The sequence below is a fragment of the Oxalicibacterium flavum genome (assembly GCF_014635065.1).
GTDB classification, from domain to species: Bacteria; Pseudomonadota; Gammaproteobacteria; order Burkholderiales; family Burkholderiaceae_D; genus Oxalicibacterium; species Oxalicibacterium flavum.
Genome location: NZ_BMCG01000001.1, coordinates 1 through 19,643, shown reverse-complemented (window position 1 = coordinate 19,643; position 19,643 = coordinate 1). Strand labels below are relative to the sequence as shown.

Below are 19,643 nucleotides of genomic sequence, written 5' to 3'. Positions count from 1 at the left end.
CGTCAAAGTGAAAGATCGAAGTCCAGCAGATCGGCCATGCCCTCGCCGGTGGCCGAAGCTTGCGCCTGTGCATCCGCGACGAATTCGTCGAGGCTGCCCGACGGCAGCAGCGTCATCGATTCGAGCCGGTATTTCAGCGTGCGGATTCTGGCAAATGGCGTGAACAGGCCGAGCGTGCAGATGATGGCGATGATGTTGGTCACGGTGATGAACACCATGCGCGGCCATTTCATGTCGCAGGTGAAGCGGTGCTCACCGAGGCGCGTGTTGTTCCAGATCAGGTTCTGCAGCAGGGTGGCAAAGATCGGGAACAGGACGAACATCCACGCGTAGAGCACCAGCAGGAAGGTGAAGAACGCCGACATCGCGGCCGGGTTGGGCGCGCCGCCGCTGCGCGCATCGGCAAACAGCGCGAACATGCCGCCGCCGAAGAAAATCGAGATCGCGACGATGCCGGCCAGCCAGATCGCGAATACCGTCAGATAGGCCATGTAGAAGCGCCCGACCGTCGCATGGAAGGAAAAGTGCGTGCTGCCGAAGCGGCTTTCGTCGTGCTGGAACTGTTTCATGCGCTGGTGCGCGATCGGCGCGGTCAGCATGAAGGTGAACATCGACAGCAGCGGCCACAGCAGATAGACACGATAGACGTCGGCCAGCCTGCCGCGAAAACCGAAGCGGATGCCGCGATAGCTCGAGTTGTAGAGCTTGAACTGCAGGCTCTTCCAGATCAGCCATGGCGCCACTGCCATCACTGCCGCGATCATCAGCAGCGCGAGCAGGTCGGACATCTCGAACGCGAGGTTGTAGATCACGATCAGCACGAAGGCGACGATGCGGCCCTTGAGGATGGCGATCGGATTGCCGTGGTATTCGAAGCTGGCGCCGGCCACGCTGGTGCTGCCGTAAAAGTATCGGGTGCGCCTGACCTTGGCCCATGCCGAATAAATGCCGAGGGTGACGATCGACAGCAGCAGGTTGACGATCCAGATGCGGAAGTACTCGCTACCCGTTCCGTGGAAGGAAAAGCGCTGCGGCGCATCGCCGGATGGAGTGGAAGAGTCGGAAGAAAGCTGAAGGTCATCCGCCATGATGGTTCCCTGAGAGATCTGTTTTTATTGGTGAGGCAGCATCGCTTGCCGGGCATTGTCTGTCAAGCAATAACATGGGCCGGGGAAATGGCTGCCGCCATTTCGATTCCCACCGGAAACGTCAATGCGTCCAGTGAGAATGTTCTGAAAAATGTTTATCTATTTTTATATAAAAAATGTAACAAAGACGAACTTTTATGTGCGGTAGCGCACAAAGCCGCATGGCTCTGCAAAGTGCAAAAAATGCAATATTTCAACATTGTATTTGAGCATCGAATTTGTATTGCCTGAGTGAAAAACAGTAGGCCCGTGATGACGCTGCGCACGACACGCCAGTGCCTCTTGCGCGATCCGGATTCCGGTTCCGGACTTCATTGCGAACAAATTTATTCCCAGGAGATTTCATGCTTCGTTCCGACACGCTTTTTGGCAAACGCGAAAACAACACCCCCAACCCTCCGCTGAGCACCACCAACTCCTCGTCGGTCCTGTCCAACACCTCGGGTGCGAACAACGCATTCAACAAGAACACCACCAGCAGCACGTTCAACGGCAGCCAGCAGCAGGTCGCCGGCAGCAATGAAGTTGGCAGCAAGCTGATCGTCGGTCCCAACATCAAGCTCAAGGGCGTCGAGATCACCGATTGCGACACCCTGGTGGTCGAAGGCTTCGTCGAGGCGACCATGGATTCGCGCGTGATCCAGATCGCCAAGGAAGGCTCGTTCAAGGGTTCCGCCGGCATCGATATCGCCGAAATCCACGGCGAGTTCGACGGCGACCTGACCGTGCGCCAGAAGCTGGTCATCTACGCGACCGGCAAGGTCTCGGGCAAGATCCGCTACGGCAACCTGGTGATCGAAGAGGGCGGCCAGCTTTCGGGCGACGTACAGGTCGGTACCGGCAGCGCGTCGTCGCCGCCGAAGGTGGCGGTCGCCAAGAGCGTCTGATTTCGTCCCGGTCTGTCGCGACCGGGGCTGTTCTGCCGATACAGCCGGCGGTGGTGGCGTCTGTCGCGCTGTTGCCGGCGGCATGTGATGTGAGTACGGGGCCGTTTCTTTCGGAGCGGCGCCTTTTCCGCATGCGCCGTTCAAGCTGTAATGCGCGGCATGCGCTGTCCGATGCTCGTGCATCGGTATTCCTGCCTTCTTTCCGTTTTCTGCCGGCATTCAGCCGCTTTTCTTCTTTCTGCACTTCATTCAGTAAGTGATGAGTAAGAGAACCTTCCTGATGATCGAGCTTTCATCTCATCAGGAGTGCAATCATGAGTTCCCGACAATGTGCGCCTACGGCGCGCCGAGCCATCGTCAGGCGTTTTTCCATCTCGGCCATGCTGGGCTGCGCGTTTCTCGTACCATCGTCGACTTTCGCGCAGGATATTGGTTTCAAGCCGGTCGCGATCTGGGGAGTCGGCCTTGGCGTCGCCAGCACGCAAAAGGTCTACCGCGATGCGGACCGCGATAATATGGCGATTCCGCTGCTGCACTTCGAGAACGAGCATGTTCGTTTCTTCGGCACCGTCGGCGAAGTCAAATTGCCTAGCCTGCGCCTGAGCGATACGCAGAAGATCAAGTTCGGCCTCATTGGCCGCTATGACGGTTCGGGCTATGAAGCCAAGGATGCATGGGTGCTCGATGGCATGAGCAAGCGCAAGGGCGGTGTCTGGGCCGGTGCGCGGGCCGAATGGCAGACTGGTCTGGTGGATCTGCACGCCGACTGGACGCATGATGTGTCGGGCAACAGCAAGGGGCAGCGTTTCAACTTGGCGGCGACCAGAACCTGGCGGCCGACCGAACGCGTGACACTCACGCCGCGCATCGTCGCGACCTGGCACGACAGCAAGTACGTCGATTACTATTACGGCGTGCGGGCGGACGAGGTGCGGACCGGACGGTCGGCCTACCTGGGCGAATCCGGAGTCAGTTCCGAAGTGGGCCTGTACGGCGCCTACCGCTTCGACAAGCACCACTCCGTGGTATTCGATCTCCAGGCCACGCGTCTTTCTTCCAAGGTCAAGAACAGCCCGTTGGTGGATGGCTCGACCGAGAACCGCGTTTTCCTTGGCTATATGTACCATTTCTGATGGGTCGGATACTGTTGATCGAAGATCATGCGCATCTCGCCAGCCTCATTTGCAAGGGGCTGGCCGCCGCCGGCATTGCGGCCGACGTGGTGGAGCGCGGCGAAGCGGCATGGAATGCGATCGCGCAGGTTCCCTATCAGGCCCTGGTGCTCGATCGCGGTCTGCCCGACGGCGACGGACTGCTGTTGCTGCAACGGCTGCGTCAGGCCAATCTCGTCATTCCCTGCCTGATCCTGACCGCGCGCGATGCGCTGCACGACCGGGTGGAAGGATTGGATGCGGGCGCGGATGATTATCTGCCCAAGCCATTTGCGATGAGCGAACTCGTCGCGCGCGTGCGCGCATTGCTGCGCCGTCCGTCGGCGAGCCAGCCGCTGCGCCCCGCGCATGTCGACCTGATCCTGTCGCCCGATGCAGGGACCATGCAGTGCGGCGACGAAAGCATCACGCTGGCGCCCGCGGAACTGCAGATCATGCTGGCGCTGGTGCGCAGGCAGGGCGAGGTGGTGCGCCGCAGCGCGATGGAAGCCGCTGGCTGGGGCCTGAGCGAGGCGGTGACGCCCAATGCGCTGGACGTCGCCCTGCATCGTCTGCGTCGCAAGCTGGCCGCCATCGGTTCGCGCCTGCAGATCGTCAACCTGAGAGGACAAGGCTATGCGCTTCAGGAAAGCGACGTGGTTCAATAGCCTGGCTTTCAAGATATTGCTGGCCTATGTTGCCGGCGCGTTGTTGAGTATCGCGCTGCTGGTGCTGGGCAATGCCATCGTCCGGGATCGTCTGCCGGGAATGGACCTGGGTGATCGCGCACTGGTTCTTGCGAAAGCGCTGCTCTTCGACAGTAACGGCCAGCCGGTCGGAGTGGCGGCCGGCGATGCGAATTCGTTCTGGATCTACGACAGTCTGGGCCGGGAAACGGCTTACCGCGTGCTCGATGGAAACGGCAAGGTCGTCCTCATGTCATCCGGTGCGCGGGCGTGGCCGGACAGCGAGGATATGGCACGTCTGGCACGCCACGGCTTCGAATTTACCCTGGATGGAGAGTCGTATCACGGCGCGACCGTGCCGTTCGTGAAGGATGGAACAACATGGTTCATCCAGTTGACAGCGAGTTCGCGCATCGTCGAATTCCTGCACCGGGAATTTGCGTTGCCCTTCATCCAGCTCGGCATCATCGTCTTCAGTTTCTTGCTGCTGTTCGTGTTCGGACTCTGTGCCTACGTGAGCCTGAAATATTCTCTGCGGCCGCTACGCGAAGCTTCCGCGGCGGCTGCCGCGATTTCTCCGCGCTCGCTCGACGAGCGCTTGCGGATGGACGGCATGCCGTCCGAGATCATCCCGTTGATCGACAGTTTCAACCATGCGCTGGAACGGATCGAGAAGGGCTTTCGCATCCAGCAGGAATTCCTGGCCAAGGCCGCGCATGAACTGAAGACGCCGCTGACGTTGTTGCGCACCGAACTGGAACTGATGGACGACGACACGGGCATGTGCCCATCGCTGCTGGCTTACGTCGAACACCTGTCGCGCCAGGTACAGCAGTTGTTGCTGCTGGCCGAAGCGAGCGAAGCGGCGAGTTACCAGTTCATAGAGGTCGATGTGCATGAAGCGGTGCGCGACGCGGTTTCGTTCCTGCAGCGGCTGGCCGACGATGCGGACGTAACGCTGACGATCGTCGCTGCGCACAAAGGCATTCGGTGGCAGGCCGATCGCGGCGCTTTCTTCACGTTGCTGAAAAACCTGATCGAGAACGCCATTCAGCATGCGCCACGCGGCACAGAAGTACGGACCGAGATCGGCATGGACTGTATTCGCGTGCGCGATTGGGGCGCGGGCGTCAAGCCGGAGCAGTTGCCGCTGTTATTCTCGCGCTTCTGGCGTGGAGCGCATAGACGCGATCACGGCGCCGGTCTGGGATTGGCGATCTGCCGCGAAATCGCATGGGCGCATGGCTGGCAGCTGTCGGCCAGCAACGCCGCGCCGGGGCTGGTGATGGAGATCGTCAGGAGCGAAAATTCCGCGGCGGACGCGTCGTCAACGCACAACACCTCGGCCGGTCTCGAATGAAAAACGCCCGATGCGAGCATCGGGCGCGGCAAGAACTTCTGGCGTTCCGCACTTACTTGAGAACTTTCTTCAGGAAGTTCGAGATATCCACGATCTCTTCCATGCAGACCGAGTGCGGCATGTTGTACTCGTGCCAGTCAACGTCGTAGCCGAGCTTCTGCAGCAGCGCCACCGACTGCTGCGCACGCGTGATCGGGATCACCTGGTCGCCGCGGCCGTGGCCGTAATAGATCGGCGTGGTCTTGTTCGCTTCGGTGCGCTCGGCTTCGAACGAGTTCTCCAGCGGCAGATAGCCGGACAGGCAGATCAGGCCGCCGAGTTTTTCCGGATGGCGCAGGCCGGTCTGCAGCGTCATCGCGCAGCCTTGCGAGAAGCCGGCAAGCAGGATTCTTTCGGCCGGGATGCCGCGTTCCTTTTCACGTTCGATCAGGGCGTTGATGTCGGCCTGCGAATCGCGCAGCGTTTTTTCATCGTCGTCGCGGCCGAACTCGCTGGACCAGATGTCGAACCATGCCGGCATCATGCGGCCGCCGTTGATCGTCACCGGCAGCATCGGTGCGTGAGGGAACACGAAGCGGATGCCGGGCACGCCGGCCAGGTCGAGTTCCTTGACGATGGGCACGAAGTCGTTGCCGTCGGCGCCGAGGCCGTGCATCCAGATGATGGAAACGGTGGGGTTGGGAGAGGTTTGGAGTTCGACGGCTTTCAGGGTCATGATCGGATCGTAAAAGTGAAAATTATCTTGCGGGACGGATCGCGTGCTTGGGACGCCAGCCCTTGCAGACGGCATCGTTGGTTTCGATGTAGGGGCCGCCGATGAGATCGATGCAGTAGGGCACCGCAGCGAAGATGCCGCCGACGAGCTGCTTGCCGTCGGCATCCTTCAGGCCTTCCAGCGTTTCCTTGATCGACTTGGGCTGGCCCGGCAGGTTCATGATCAGCGCGGCGTGGTCGGCGGTTTCGCGGATCACGGCGACCTGGCGCGACAGGATGGCGGTTGGCACGAACTGCAGGCTGATCTGGCGCATCTGTTCACCGAAGCCCGGCATTTCCTTGGTGGCGACCGCCAGCGTCGCTTCCGGCGTGACATCGCGCCGCGACGGGCCGGTGCCGCCGGTGGTGATGACCAGATGGCAACGCGCCACATCGACCAGTTCGATCAGGGCCTGTTCGATTGCCGCGCGTTCGTCGGGAATCAGGCGCGTTTCGATTTGCCACGGACTGTGGAGCGCGGCAGTGAACCATGCCTGCAGCGATGGCAAACCTTCGTCCTGATAGATGCCGGCCGAGGCGCGGTCCGAGATCGAGACGAGGCCGATCTTCAGCGTTTCGTCAGGATTGTTGGTCGTCATCGTCGATCTCGTCATTGTCCTCGTCGGCGGCGGAAGCGGCAGGCGCCTGCAATTGCTTGAGGATCTGGAAAATCTCGCGGTAGGCCTTGGGCGGCTTGTTGTCGGCCTGTTCCTTGCGTGCGTTGCGGATCAGCGTGCGCAGTTGCTGCGCGTCGAGTTGCGGATGTTCGGACAGTAGCTGCGTGAGCGCCTTGTCGTCGGCCAGCAGCTTGTCGCGGCGCCGTTCGATCGCGTGTAGGGTGGCGGTTTCCGCCTTCGACGCGCCTTTCCAGCTGTCGAGCACCTTGCGGATGGCGGCGATCTCGTCTTCTTCCAGCGTGCGCATCTTCTTGCCGACGTACTGCAGCTGGCGGCGGCGGCCTTCGTGATCCTTGATCTGCTGGCATTCGAGGATGGCCTCGCGCACGTCTTCCGGCATCGGCACGCGCTTGACGCGGTCGCGCGGCTGTTCGACGAGTTCCTCGCCGAGCTTTTGCAGGGCGCTCATCTGGCGCTTGAGTTCGGATTTGGAGGGGCGTTCGTATTCCTGTTCGAATTCGGCGGAACTGAAACCGACGGAGCCTCTGTTGGCGTTTGGCATGATGATTTGGCGCGGCGGCAAAGCCGTTCTGTAAACGACTGCTATGATAACTGTTTTACAGGCATTCCCGAAGAAAACACCCCATGAGCGACGCTGCAGATTCGATTTTCACCCATACCCAGGACCAGTTGAAACAGTATGCGCAGGATGTGCTGCGCTACGCGAAGGAAAAGGGCGCGTCGGATGCCGCCGTCGAGATCAGCGAAGGCAGCGGCCTGTCGGTTTCGGTGCGCAAGGGCAGCGTCGAGACGATCGAGCAAAACAAGGACAAGGGCATGGGCGTGACCGTCTATCTGGGCGAAGGACGCCGGATACGCCGCGGCAACGCCAGCACCTCGGACTTTTCGCAGCAGGCGCTCAAGGATACGGTCGAAGCCGCCTACAATATCGCGCGCTTCACGGCCGAGGACGATTGTGCCGGCCTGCCCGACGAAGACACGCTGGAGCGCCATCCGCGCGACCTGCAGCTCTGCTATCCATGGCTGATCTCGGCCGAGGAAGCGGTCGAGCTCGCGCGGCGCGGCGAGGCGGCCGCCTTCGCCGTCGACAAGCGCATCACCAACAGCGAAGGGGCCGGCGTCTATGCGCAGCAGTCGCATTTCGTCGCCGCCAATTCGCGCGGCTTCATCGGCGGCTATCCGTATTCGCGCCACACGATCTCGGTTGCGCCGATCGCCGGCAAGGGCGGCAACATGCAGCGCGACGACTGGTATTCGTCGATGCGCGATCCGAAGAAACTGGCTCGGCCGGAAGCTATCGGCGAATACGCGGCGCATCGTGCGCTGGCTAGACTGAACGCACGCAAGCTCGACACGCGCAAGTGCCCGGTGCTGTTCGAGGCGCCGCTGGCGGCCGGCCTGCTGGGTGCCTTCGTGCAGGCGGTGTCGGGCGGCGCGCTGTATCGCAAATCGACCTTCCTGCTCGATTCGCTCGGCAAGCAGGCCTTTGCGCCGCACATCCAGATCGTCGAGGACCCGCACGTGATCGGCGGCGTCGGTTCGTCGCCCTTTGATGACGAAGGTGTCAAGACCAGCCGCCGCGACGTGGTGCGCGACGGCGTGGTGCAGGGCTATTTCCTCTCGACCTATTCGGCGCGCAAGCTCGGCATGAAGACGACCGGCAACGCGGGCGGTTCGCACAACCTGTCGCTGACCTCATCGCTGACCAGGGCATCGGACGACTTCGAGGCGATGCTGCGCAAGCTCGATACCGGCCTGCTGGTGACCGAACTGATGGGCCAGGGCGTGAACTACGTGACCGGCGACTATTCGCGCGGCGCATCCGGCTTCTGGGTCGAGAAGGGCGTGATCCAGTATCCGGTCGAGGAAATCACGATCGCCGGCAACATGAAGGAAATGTTCCACCAGATCGTGGGCATCGGTGCCGACACGCTGATCCGCGGCACCAAGCAGACCGGCTCCATCCTGATCGAGAACATGACGGTGGCCGGTAGCTGATTTTTCGGTCGGGCAAACAAAAAGGGCGATGCACAGGCATCGCCTTTTTGTTTCTGCGGCGGGTATCAGCCGAGCAGTGCGCGCACGCGTGCGATCTGCTTGCGCACCTGTTGTGGCGCGGTGCCGCCGACGTGATCGCGTGCGGCGACCGAGCCTTCGAGCGTCAGCACGTCGAAGATGTCTTGCTCGATCAGTGTCGAGAACGCGCGCATTTCCTCGAGCGTCAAGTCCGACAGGTCGCAGTTGCGATCGACACAGACGCGCACTGCATGGGCGACGGCTTCGTGCGCGTCGCGGAACGGCAGGCCCTTCTTGACCAGGTAGTCGGCCAGATCGGTGGCCGTCGCATAGCCCTGCAGCGCGGCGGCGCGCATGGCTTCCGGCTTGACCGTGATGCCGCGTGCCATGTCGGCGAAGATGCGCAGCGTGTCGGTTACCGTATCGACGGTGTCGAACAGCGGTTCCTTGTCTTCCTGGTTGTCCTTGTTGTAGGCCAGCGGCTGGCCCTTCATCAGCGTCAGCAACGCAATCAGGTGGCCGTTGACGCGGCCGGTCTTGCCGCGCGCGAGTTCGGGCACGTCCGGGTTCTTCTTCTGCGGCATGATCGACGAGCCGGTGCAGAAGCGGTCGGCGATGTCGATGAAGCCGACGCGCGGGCTCATCCACAGCACGAGTTCTTCCGACATGCGCGAGACGTGCGTCATGACCAATGCGGCGGCGGCGCAGAATTCGATCGCGAAGTCGCGGTCGGAGACGGCGTCCAGCGAGTTGTGGCAGACGTCCTCGAAGCCGAGCGTCTTCGCCACGCGTTCGCGGTCGATGGCGAAGGTGGTGCCGGCCAGTGCGGCGGCGCCCAGCGGCAGGCGATTGACGCGCTTGCGTGCATCGAGCATGCGCTCGGCATCGCGGCCGAACATTTCGACATAGGCCAGCATGTGGTGACCGAAGGTGATCGGCTGCGCCACCTGCAGGTGGGTGAAACCGGGAAGGATGGTATCGGCATGCTGCTCGGCCAGGTCCAGCAGCGCCAGGCGCAGCTCGCGCAGCAGGCCGACGATGTTGTCGATCTCGCCGCGCAGGTAGAGGCGGATGTCGGTCGCGACCTGGTCGTTGCGCGAGCGGCCGGTGTGCAGGCGCTTGCCGGCATCGCCGACCAGCTCCGTCAGGCGCTTCTCGATGTTCAGGTGGACGTCTTCCAGGTCGAGCAGCCATTCGAAGGTGCCGGCGGCGATCTCGTCCTGAATCTGCATCATGCCGCGCCGGATTTCGGTATGGTCTTCCGCACTGATGATATTCTGATGCGCCAGCATCTCCGCATGCGCGAGCGAACCCTGGATATCGACCTCGGCCAGGCGCTTGTCGAAGAACACCGACGCCGTGTAGCGCTTGACCAGGTCAGAGACCGGTTCGTTGAAACGGGCCGACCAGGCCTCGCTTTTTTTGGAGAGTTGTGCTGTCATGATCGTTTCCTGATGAATACGCGATTATAGAACAAGGCAGGACGGCAAGGCCGTACACCAATCCATGCCTTGCCGCGACCGACGCTCTCTTTGAACCTGCGATTGCCCACATGCTGCGCCCGTCCGATTCCGCTCCTGTCCCTTTGATAGAGAACGTGATTCCGGACTGTTGCAATATCGGCATCATGGTCAGGTCGCTGCTGTTCGTCAACGGCGTGGTTCTGGTGGTCACGCTGTTCACGGTGGAAGGATGGCAGAACGCGCTGATGGCTTTCGTCGAGGCATCCATGCTGGTCGAGTCAGCCTGCCTGTCGTCGCTGTTTGCGTTGTGCGGAGTACGCCGGCTGGTGCGCACCATGCCGCCGTGGGCGCAGCGCATCATCTGCGCGCTGGTGCCGGCAGCCGTCACCGGCCTGATCATTCACTATGTGCTGAGTGACGCAACGTTCAGCCTGACGCGCGTGTCGGCTTCCGAGGGCATGGCATGCGGCGCGTTGTTCGGCTTCGTACTGCAGCATTATTTCGAACTGCGCACGCGCGCCTTTTCGCCGGCGCTGGCCGAGGCGCGTCTGCAGGCCTTGCAGGCGCGCATACGGCCGCACTTCCTGTTCAACAGCCTCAATGCGGTGCTGTCTCTGATCCGCACCGAGCCGCGCCGCGCGGAAAGCACGCTGGAAGACCTGGCCGATCTGTTCCGCATCCTGATGCGCGACGCGCGTGATGTGACCACGCTCGGCAACGAAGTGCGCATCGGCATGCAGTATCTTTCCATCGAAAAGGTCAGGCTCGGCGACCGGCTGCAGGTCGAATGGAATCTCGACGGCATTCCCGGCGACACGCTGCAGAAGGCGATGGTGCCGGCCCTGCTGCTGCAGCCGTTGCTGGAAAACGCCGTGCACTACGGCGTCGAACCATCGCCGCGGCGGGCAGTGATCGGTATTCGTGTGGTGCGCGTGCGCGATCGCATCGAGATCGTCATCGCCAATCCCTATCACGCCAATACCGTATCGGCCGGCAATCAGATGGCATTGGCCAATATTCGCGAGCGCCTGGCACTGTTCTACGATGTCGAAGCCGAGTTGGCGACGAGCACGGAGGCGGGCGAATTCACGCTGCGCCTGATGTTGCCATACCGGAAAGGAGAGCCATGATTCCGCGTATTTTCATCGTCGATGACGAAGCGCCGGCACGGGCACGTCTGGTTACCTTGCTGTCGGACATCGCGGCCGGATGCCCGCATCTGCTGGTCGGCGAGGCAGAGCACGCCGATCAGGCCATGCAGCGCATTGCCGAGTTGCGGCCCGATATCGTGCTGCTCGACGTGCAGATGCCCGGCATGACGGGCGTGGAAATGGCTTCGCATCTGATGCGCAGAGAGGATGCACCGGTCGTCATCTTCGTGACCGCTTTTGACGAATATGCGTTGAAGGCGTTCGAGGTGCAGGCCATTGACTACCTGCTCAAGCCGGTACGTGCCGCGCGGCTGGCCGAGGCGATTGCGAGAGCCGTGCTGCTGCGTGCCAGCGGGCACGGCAGAAAGCAGGAGATCGATCAGGCCATGGCGAACCTGCATGGCGCGCGCCGTCACTTTTCGATCCAGGAGCGCGGCCGGCTGCTGCTGGTGCCGGTGACCGACGTGCTTTACCTCAAGGCGGAAGCCAAATACGTCACGCTGCGCACGCGCGAACGCGAGTATCTGCTCGAAGGATCGCTGTCATCGCTGGAGCAGGAATTCCCCATGCAGTTCATTCGCGTGCATCGCAACGCACTGGTGGCGCGGGAGGCGATCCTTGGCGTAGAGCGCGGCATGCAGGCGGTGGATGCCGACAGCGATGGCGAACGCGCGCAGGAATCGTGGCAGGTGATCCTGCGCGGCATCGACGACCGGCTGCCGATTTCGCGCCGCCAGTGGCCGCTGGTGAAGGGCATCGTGCGCTGATACACGCTCCAGGCTGCAGGAAACCTGCGGCCATGTGATATCGAAATCCCTCTCTGTCTGATGCTGCCTTTCGCGCGCGGCCCGGCGTACTGTCTGTTTTCCCCGAACGAATGGAACAAACGGACATGCATGCATACGATCTGCCCCGGCAAGCGGGCATGAGCAGAAGCGGCGGCGCGATTGCGGGCAGCATCGTGGCGCTGGTCACGCCGATGACGCCGGACGGCGGCATCGACCTCGACGCCTATCGCGCCCTGATCGACTGGCACGTGGAACAGGGCACGGATGCCATTTCGGTGGTCGGTACCACCGGCGAGTCGGCCACGCTGGACATGGAAGAGCACTGCCACCTGATCCGCATCGCGGTCGAGCAGGCCGCTGGCCGCGTGCCGGTGATCGCAGGTACCGGCGGCAATTCGACCGCCGAGGCGATCGAACTGAGCGAATACGCGCGCCACGTTGGCGCCGACGCCAGCCTGTCGGTGGTTCCGTACTACAACAAGCCGACGCAGGAAGGCATGATCCGCCATTACCGCAAGATCGCCGAGACGGTCGATCTGCCGCTGATCCTGTACAACGTGCCGGGCCGCACCGTGGCCGATCTGGAACACGACAGCGTGCTGAAGCTGGCGCAAGTGCCGGGGATCGCCGGCATCAAGGACGCCACCGGCAACATCGCGCGCGGCACCTTCCTGCTGCGCGCGCTGCCGGCGTCGTTCCCACTCTACAGCGGTGACGATGCGACGGCGGCGGCATTGATGCTGGCGGGCGCTGCCGGCAACATCTCGGTCACGGCCAACGTCCTGCCGGCGCGCATGAAGGCGCTGTGCGATGCTGCGCGCGCGGGCGATGCCGCCGCCGTGCGCCGGCTGGACGATTCGCTGGCCTGGCTCAACCGCGCCCTGTTCGTCGAATCCAATCCGATCCCGGTCAAGTGGGTGCTGGCGCGCATGGGACGTCTGCAGGAAGCCTACCGCCTGCCGTTGTGCGAACTCGATCCGCGCCATCACGCGCAGGTCTGGCAGGCCGTGCTGGCGGCGCGCGAGGACCTGCTGCCGGTGTAAAGACAGATGGAGAGCAGCACCGATCGGTGGCGATGATCTGCCGCGTCTGCTCTGTTTTTTCTTGCGCATCTGCTTCTTTTCTGTACTGTACGGTTCTTGCAGACTGGAATGCATCAAGCGTGCGCGGCGGTTTCGCCCGACAATGCTTCCATCCCCACGAGGCCGAACCGTCCATGAAACGCTACGAAGCGCTGGCAGAGGAAATCGCGCAATCCATCCAGTCCGGTGTGCTGAAGCTCGGCGACCGCCTCGCCTCCATCCGCGAAACCAGCGCCCATCGCGGCGTCAGTCCTTCCACCGTGTTCCAGGCCTATTACCTGCTCGAGGCACGCGGCCTGATCCAGGCGCGCGAGCGCTCCGGTTATTACGTGATCGCCGGCCTCAAGGCCTTTCCGCCCGAGCCGGAAGCGGTGAAACGGCCGCTTGGCGACACGACCGTGGTCGACGTCAGCGACCTCATCGTCGAGATACTCAAGTCCAGCAAGCAGCATGACGTGGTACCGCTGGGTTCCGCCTTTCCGAGCCCGGTGCTGTTCCCGTGGAGCCGGCTCGGCCGCGCGATGAACAAGGCGATGCAGCAGATGAATCCGTGGAACGCGGTCGACGACATCACGCCGGGCAACGCCAACCTGCGGCGCCAGATCGCGATGCGCTACCTGATGGATGGCTTCCATGTGCATACCGACGACATCGTCGTCACCAACGGCGCGCTGGAAGCACTGAACCTGTGCCTGATGGCCGTCACGCGGCCCGGCGATACGGTGCTGGTCGAATCGCCCGCTTTCTACGGCGCGCTGCAGGCGCTGGAAAGAATGGGTCTGCAGGCGATCGAGGTGCCCACGCATCCGCGCGAGGGCATCGACCTGGGCGCGCTGGCCGAGGCGCTGGAACGCCATCGTCCCAAGGCGTGCTGGCTGATGACGAACTTCCAGAATCCGCTCGGATGCCTGATGCCCGAATACAAGAAGCGCGAACTGGTGGCACTGTTGGCGGCGCACGAGGTGCCGCTAATCGAGGACGACGTCTATGCGGAGCTTTACTTCAACGGTACGCGGCCGCTGCCGGCCAAGGCTTTCGACACCAAGGGCCTGGTCATGCACTGCTCGTCGTTTTCCAAATGCCTGGCGCCTGGCTACCGCGTCGGCTGGGTGGCGCCGGGACGCTTCACCGAGCAGGTGATTCGCCAGAAGCTCGCGATCTCGCTGTCGGCATCGGCACCGGCGCAGGCGGCGATTGCCGAGTTTCTCGCCAAGGGCGGTTTCGACAGCCATCTGCGGCAACTGCGTCATGCATTGTCGCTGCAGCAGGGCATGATGATGCAGAGCGTGCTCAAGCATTTTCCGACCGGCACGCGTGTCACGCGGCCGACCGGCGGCTATTTCCTGTGGATGGAGCTGCCGCATGAAGTCGATACGCTGGCGCTGCATCGGCAGGCGCTGTCGCTGGGCATCAGCGTGGCGCCCGGACCGATGTTCTCGGCCAAGCGCGAGTTCGCCAACTGCCTGCGTCTCAATTACGGACACCCGTGGGACGAACGCATGGAAGGCGCGCTGCAATCCTTGGGACGCATCGTGCGCGCGCAGTGCGCATAGGTGATGTTGCCGTCAGTTGCTCATGCCGGCGGCGCGCATCAACGCCTTCATCGCAAAGGCCGCCACTGCCAGTGCGCCGACGCTGGCAGCCCAGATCCAGACCAGCCAGGCCAGCCTGATCCACCAGCTATGCGCGTGTTCGCGTTGCTCGTCCATCAGTGATAAGCCTCATGCTGCGACACCTTGCCGCGGAACACGTAATACGACCACACCGTGTACATCAGGATCACCGGAATGATCAGCAGCGCGCCGACCAGCGCGAAGCCCTGGCTCTGCGGCGGCGCCGAGGCTTCGGCAATGGTGATCGACAGCGGCACGATGTTGGGCCACAGGCTGATGCCGAGTCCGCTGTAGGCCAGGAAGAACAGTGCCAGCGTACAGACGAAGGGGGCGTGCTGGCGGCCCTGCCGCAATGCGCGCAGCATGATCCACGCCGTCAATACGACCAGCAGCGGCACCGGCGCAAACAGCAGGAGGCCCGGCAGCGACAGCCAGCGGTCGCCGATCTGCACGTCGATCAGCGGCGTCCACAGGCTGATGCCGGCGATGAACAGCAGCAACACCCACAGCAGGCGGCTGGTCAGCAACGAGGCATGCAGTTGCAGCCGGCCTTCGGTCTTCATGATCAGCCAGCTGCTGCCGAGCAGGGCGTAGCCTGCCACCAGTCCGAGGCCGGTGAACAGCGAGAACGGACTGATCCAGTCGAAGGTGCCGCCCGCATAACTGCGGGCGACGACCGGGATGCCCTGCACATAGGCACCGAGCGCAACGCCCTGGAAGAAGGTCGCCGTCAGCGAGCCGAGGAAGAATGCCTTGTCCCACCAGTGGCGCTCGTGATCGCGCGCCTTGAAGCGGAATTCGAAGGCCACGCCGCGGAAGATCAGGCCGATCAGCATCAGCGTCAGCGGGATGTACAGCGCGGAAAGAATCACCGCATAGGCCAGCGGGAACGCCGCCAGCAGCCCGGCGCCGCCGAGCACCAGCCAGGTTTCGTTGCCGTCCCAGACCGGCGCCACCGTGTTCATCATGACGTCGCGCTCTATCTTGTCCGGGAACAGCGGATAGAGCAGCCCGATCCCGAGGTCGAAGCCGTCCATGAAGACGTACATCATGATGCCGAACAGGATGATGACGGCCCAGATCAGCGGAAGGTCGATGCCCATGATATTTCCTGAGGATGAAAGTCAATCGAATCGTTCTGTAGCGGCCGACAGTGGACGCATGGGCTGCCTGTCGTGGCCGGGACCGCCTTCGACGCCATGCGCCGCCTCGGGACCCTTGCGGATCAGCCGCAGCAGATAGCGGATGCCGGTGCCGAACACCAGCACGTAGACCGCGACGAACACGAGCAGCATGACGCCAAGCTCGCTGGCGCCGTGCGATGACACGGCATCCTCGGTACGCATCAGGCCGTAGACGGTCCACGGCTGGCGGCCGATTTCGGTGGTGTACCAGCCGGCGAGGATGGCGATCAGTCCCGACGGTCCCATCCACATCGCAAAGCGCAGGAAGGCGGGCGACTGCAGCAGGCGACCGCGCCAGCGCAGCCACAGGCTCCATGCGCCGAGCGCGATCATCAGCGTGCCGAGGCCGGCCATTACGCGGAACGACCAGAACACGACCGGCACGTTGGGGCGGTCGCGTGGCGCGAATTCCTTGAGCGCCGGAATCTGGCCGTCGAGGCTGTGCGTCAGTATCAGGCTGGCCAGGTGCGGAATCTCGATCGCATAGCGGTTTTCCTCGCGCTGCATGTGCGGCAGCGCGAAGGCTACCAGCGGCACCGATTCGCCGGGCCTGTTCTCCCAGTGGCCTTCGATGGCGGCCAGCTTGGCCGGCTGATGCGCGAGCGTATTGAGGCCGTGGAAATCGCCGATCACGGCCTGCAACGGCGCGACCACCACGATCATCCACAGGCTCATCGACAGCATCTTGCGGATCGCCGGCGAATCGTTGTGCCGGCGCAGATGCCAGGCGGCGGATGCCGCGACCATCAGCGCGGTGGCGAGAAAGGCGGCCACGCTCATGTGCAGCAGGCGGTACGGGAACGACGGATTGAAGATCACCGCAAACCAGTCCACCGGCACCACGCGCCCGTCGATGATCTCTATGCCCTGCGGCGTTTGCATCCAGCTGTTGGATGCCAGAATCCAGGTCGCCGAAATCAGCGTGCCGAGCGCGACCATGACGGTGGAGAAGAAGTGCAGGCCGGGACCGACGCGGTTCCAGCCGAACAGCATGACGCCCAGAAAGCCGGCTTCGAGAAAGAAGGCGGTCAGCACCTCGTAGGCCAGCAGCGGGCCGGTCACGCTGCCGGCAAAGTCGGAGAAGAAGCTCCAGTGGGTGCCGAACTGGTAGGCCATGACCAGTCCCGATACCACGCCCATGCCGAAGTTGACCGCGAAGATCTTCGACCAGAAGTGATACAGCTGGCGATACACGGGATTGCCGGTGCGCAGCCAGCAGCCTTCGAGCACCGCCAGATAGCTGGCAAGGCCGATCGTGATGGCGGGGAAGATGATGTGAAAGGAGATGGTGAAGCCGAACTGGATGCGCGCGAGTTCGAGTGCGGTGAGGCCGAACATGGTGTTTCCCCGATGCTGGAGGTCTTTGGAGGTGCATCCATGATGGGCCGGAAGCACTGGACAATACAGAATCAGGAACGACGGTAAAAACGTATCAGAACAGTCGGATCAGTTGGCAGGGCGGCAAGACCGGCAGCGGGTGCAGGGCCGCGGCCGGTGGCTGCACCAGCGCCGGCCTGTTCGTCTCATCGGATGGTGCGGTGAAGGGTGGAGGCCGTCACGCCATGCAGTAATCCGCCAGCGAACGCGCGATCTTCAGGGCGGCCTCGTGCGTGGGCGAGCAGGTATCGCAGCGCAGCGCGTTGTGGTCGTCGCCGATGATGCAGACCCACCAGCCGAGCGGATCGCGGATCAGGGCGATGTCGTCCGTCAGGCAGTGGTCGAGCACGTACTCGCCCTTGCCGAGCGTGACGATACGGGTTTCGCGGTGGAACAGGAAGGTCGCCATGGCAGGATCCCAATCGGTGCGGGGGAAAGGGCAGTCGGCGATGACGCGCCCGCACGGAGCGCGTCATCGCCTGCGGGCTACTTCGTTGCGGCGGTTTCCTGCGGCAGCCGGTCGGTCGTCGCAAGACGTTCCTGCTGCGTATTGAAGCGCAGGTAGGAGCGCTGCCAGTCGGATGGCTGGCTGACCGGCATCACCTGCACCGCGGTCACCTTGTACTCTGGGCAGTTGGTGGCCCAGTCGGACGAACTGGTCGTGATCACGTTGGCGCCCGATTCCGGGAAGTGGAAGGTGGTGTAGACCACGCCCGGCTGCACGCGCTCGGTGACCTCGGCGCGCAGCACCGATTCGCCGGCGCGCGACTGGATGCCGACCCAGTCGTCCTGCCTGATGCCGCGCTCGGCCGCATCGTCCGGATGAATTTCCAGGCGATCCTCGCTGTGCCACATGTTGTTGAAGGTGCGGCGGGTTTGCGCGCCGACGTTGTACTGCGACAGGATGCGGCCGGTGGTCAGGATCAGCGGGTACTTGCGTGTCACCTTTTCGCCGCTGCCGTAGTACTTGGTCGGGATGAAGCGGCCCTTGCCGCGCACGAATGCGTCGACGTGCATCATCGGCGTGCCTTCCGGCGCTTCCTCGTTGCACGGCCACTGGATGCCGCCGCCAAGCTCGTCGATGCGCTTGAAGCTGATGCCGGCGAAGGTCGGCGTCAGCGCGGCAATTTCGTCCATGATCTCGCGCGGATGCTTGTACCGCATCGGATAGCCGAGCGCATTCGCCAGCAGTTGCGTGACTTCCCAGTCCGAATAGCCGGCGCGCGGCGGCATGACCTTGCGCACGCGCGAGACGCGGCGTTCGGCGTTGGTGAAGGTGCCGTCCTTCTCGAGGAAGGAAGAGCCCGGCAGGAACACGTGCGCATACTTGGCGGTTTCGTTCAGGAAGATGTCCTGCACGATCACGCATTCCATCGCTTCCAGCGCGGCCGTCGTGTGCTGCGTGTTCGGATCGGACTGCACCACGTCCTCGCCCTGGCAATAGAGCCCCTTGAAGTCGCCCTGGATGGCTTCGTCGAACATGTTGGGAATGCGCAGGCCCGGTTCCGGATCGAGCGTGCAGTTCCAGACCGCCTCGAACTGCGCGCGCGTGATCGAGTCGGACACGTGACGGTAGCCCGGCAGCTCGTGCGGGAAGGCGCCCATGTCGCACGAACCCTGCACGTTGTTCTGGCCGCGCAGCGGGTTCAGGCCCACGCCCTCGCGGCCCACGTTGCCGGTCAGCATTGCGAGGTTGGCGATGCCGATCACGGTGGTCGAACCCTGTGCGTGCTCGGTCACACCGAGGCCGTAGTAGATCGTCGCATTGCCGCCGGTAGCATAGAGCTTTGCCGCAGCGCGCACGTCCGCGGCCGGCACGCCGGTGAACATTTCGAGCGCCTCGGGCGAATTCTCGTGCGCCGAGATGAAATCCAGCCACTCGTTGAAGGAATCGACGTCGCAGCGTTCCTTGATGAAATCCGGCTTGTGCAGGTTCTCCGTCACGATCACGTGCGCCATCGCATTGATGATCGCCACGTTGCTGCCGGGCCTGAGCTTCAGGTGATGCTCGGCCTTCACGTGCGCGGTGCTGACGAGCTGGATCGAGCGCGGATCGACGACGATCAGTCTGGCGCCATGGCGGATGCGGCGCTTGATCTGCGAGCCGACCACCGGGTGGGCATCGGTCGGATTGGCGCCCATGATCATGATGACGTCGGCCTTTTCCACCGACTTGAAGGTCTGGGTGCCCGCGGATTCGCCGAGCGTGACCTTCAGTCCATACCCCGTTGGCGAGTGGCACACGCGTGCGCAGGTGTCGACGTTGTTGTTGCCGAAGGCAGCACGCACCAGCTTCTGCACCAGATAGCCTTCCTCGTTGGTGCAGCGCGACGACACCAGGCCGCC

19 protein-coding genes are annotated in these 19,643 nt (G+C 63.0%); 9 read left to right on the top strand and 10 right to left on the bottom strand.

What is annotated here, in order from left to right; genetic code table 11:
• Window positions 1–2: 2 nt before the first annotated feature.
• Window positions 3–1,088, bottom strand: coding sequence for a YjgN family protein (locus IEV38_RS00095; protein WP_188394146.1), 1,086 nt, complete (start codon window positions 1,086–1,088; stop codon window positions 3–5).
• Window positions 1,089–1,492: 404 nt separating this feature from the next.
• Between IEV38_RS00095 and IEV38_RS00090 the strand changes: the two genes are divergently transcribed.
• From IEV38_RS00090 to IEV38_RS00075, 4 genes are all read left to right on the top strand, one after another.
• Window positions 1,493–2,035, top strand: a complete 543-nt coding sequence (locus IEV38_RS00090) for a bactofilin family protein (RefSeq protein WP_188394145.1) — start codon at window positions 1,493–1,495, stop codon at window positions 2,033–2,035.
• A 314-nt stretch (window positions 2,036–2,349) separates the two neighbouring features.
• Window positions 2,350–3,168, top strand: coding sequence for a MipA/OmpV family protein (locus IEV38_RS00085; RefSeq protein WP_229728474.1), 819 nt, complete (start codon window positions 2,350–2,352; stop codon window positions 3,166–3,168).
• Complete coding sequence (locus IEV38_RS00080) at window positions 3,168–3,854, top strand: response regulator transcription factor (protein ID WP_188394144.1); 687 nt, start codon at window positions 3,168–3,170, stop codon at window positions 3,852–3,854. Before IEV38_RS00085 ends, IEV38_RS00080 begins: the two co-directional genes overlap by 1 nt.
• Window positions 3,823–5,232 carry an ATP-binding protein gene (locus IEV38_RS00075; protein ID WP_188394143.1) on the top strand — a complete coding sequence of 470 codons (1,410 nt, stop codon included), beginning with the start codon at window positions 3,823–3,825 and terminating at the stop codon, window positions 5,230–5,232. The genes IEV38_RS00080 and IEV38_RS00075 overlap by 32 nt, the downstream gene beginning before the upstream one ends.
• A 52-nt stretch (window positions 5,233–5,284) precedes the next feature.
• Here IEV38_RS00075 and IEV38_RS00070 read toward each other — a convergent pair whose 3' ends face one another.
• The 3 genes from IEV38_RS00070 to yjgA are packed head-to-tail and all read right to left on the bottom strand — an operon-like array spanning window position 5,285 to window position 7,164.
• Window positions 5,285–5,947, bottom strand: coding sequence for an alpha/beta hydrolase (locus IEV38_RS00070; RefSeq protein ID WP_188394142.1), 663 nt, complete (start codon window positions 5,945–5,947; stop codon window positions 5,285–5,287).
• Window positions 5,948–5,969: 22 nt separating this feature from the next.
• Window positions 5,970–6,584, bottom strand: coding sequence for a molybdopterin adenylyltransferase (gene mog / locus IEV38_RS00065; protein ID WP_371869806.1), 615 nt, complete (start codon window positions 6,582–6,584; stop codon window positions 5,970–5,972).
• Window positions 6,565–7,164: a ribosome biogenesis factor YjgA gene (yjgA, locus tag IEV38_RS00060; RefSeq protein ID WP_188394140.1), complete on the bottom strand. Its 600-nt coding sequence runs from the start codon at window positions 7,162–7,164 to the stop codon at window positions 6,565–6,567. The genes mog and yjgA overlap by 20 nt, the downstream gene beginning before the upstream one ends.
• An 83-nt stretch (window positions 7,165–7,247) precedes the next feature.
• On the opposite strand from yjgA, the gene pmbA reads away from it, so the two are divergent.
• Window positions 7,248–8,621: a metalloprotease PmbA gene (pmbA, locus tag IEV38_RS00055; RefSeq protein WP_188394139.1), complete on the top strand. Its 1,374-nt coding sequence runs from the start codon at window positions 7,248–7,250 to the stop codon at window positions 8,619–8,621.
• A gap of 65 nt (window positions 8,622–8,686) precedes the next feature.
• Here the strand turns inward: pmbA and argH are convergent, their stop codons facing one another.
• Complete coding sequence (gene argH / locus IEV38_RS00050) at window positions 8,687–10,081, bottom strand: argininosuccinate lyase (RefSeq protein ID WP_188394138.1); 1,395 nt, start codon at window positions 10,079–10,081, stop codon at window positions 8,687–8,689.
• Window positions 10,082–10,191: 110 nt separating this feature from the next.
• Here argH and IEV38_RS00045 point away from each other — a divergent pair, with 110 nt between their 5' ends.
• The 4 genes from IEV38_RS00045 (at window position 10,192) to IEV38_RS00030 (ending at window position 14,676) form a co-directional block, all read left to right on the top strand.
• Window positions 10,192–11,232, top strand: a complete 1,041-nt coding sequence (locus IEV38_RS00045) for a sensor histidine kinase (RefSeq protein ID WP_229728473.1) — start codon at window positions 10,192–10,194, stop codon at window positions 11,230–11,232.
• Window positions 11,229–12,020: a LytR/AlgR family response regulator transcription factor gene (locus IEV38_RS00040; protein WP_188394137.1), complete on the top strand. Its 792-nt coding sequence runs from the start codon at window positions 11,229–11,231 to the stop codon at window positions 12,018–12,020. The genes IEV38_RS00045 and IEV38_RS00040 overlap by 4 nt, the downstream gene beginning before the upstream one ends.
• Before the next feature lie 158 nt (window positions 12,021–12,178).
• The gene (gene dapA, locus IEV38_RS00035; RefSeq protein ID WP_188394136.1) at window positions 12,179–13,084 is read left to right on the top strand and encodes a 4-hydroxy-tetrahydrodipicolinate synthase; all 906 of its coding nucleotides are present in this window, start codon (window positions 12,179–12,181) and stop codon (window positions 13,082–13,084) included.
• Window positions 13,085–13,257: 173 nt separating this feature from the next.
• Entirely contained in the window at window positions 13,258–14,676 is a 1,419-nt protein-coding gene (locus tag IEV38_RS00030) for an aminotransferase-like domain-containing protein (RefSeq protein ID WP_188394135.1), read from the top strand.
• 12 nt (window positions 14,677–14,688) lie between these two features.
• On the opposite strand, the gene IEV38_RS00025 is transcribed toward IEV38_RS00030, so the two are convergent.
• The 5 genes from IEV38_RS00025 to fdhF all read right to left on the bottom strand — a co-directional run.
• Entirely contained in the window at window positions 14,689–14,832 is a 144-nt protein-coding gene (locus IEV38_RS00025) for a DUF2474 domain-containing protein (RefSeq protein ID WP_188394134.1), read from the bottom strand.
• The gene (cydB, locus tag IEV38_RS00020) at window positions 14,832–15,839 is read right to left on the bottom strand and encodes a cytochrome d ubiquinol oxidase subunit II (protein WP_188394133.1); all 1,008 of its coding nucleotides are present in this window, start codon (window positions 15,837–15,839) and stop codon (window positions 14,832–14,834) included. Before cydB ends, IEV38_RS00025 begins: the two co-directional genes overlap by 1 nt.
• 21 nt (window positions 15,840–15,860) lie before the next feature.
• Window positions 15,861–17,258, bottom strand: coding sequence for a cytochrome ubiquinol oxidase subunit I (locus tag IEV38_RS00015; protein ID WP_188394132.1), 1,398 nt, complete (start codon window positions 17,256–17,258; stop codon window positions 15,861–15,863).
• Between the two features lie 217 nt (window positions 17,259–17,475).
• Window positions 17,476–17,706: a hypothetical protein gene (locus tag IEV38_RS00010; RefSeq protein WP_188394131.1), complete on the bottom strand. Its 231-nt coding sequence runs from the start codon at window positions 17,704–17,706 to the stop codon at window positions 17,476–17,478.
• Between the two features lie 77 nt (window positions 17,707–17,783).
• On the bottom strand, window positions 17,784–19,643 hold a 1,860-nt coding region (fdhF, locus tag IEV38_RS00005; RefSeq protein ID WP_188394130.1), incomplete at its 5' end, for a formate dehydrogenase subunit alpha.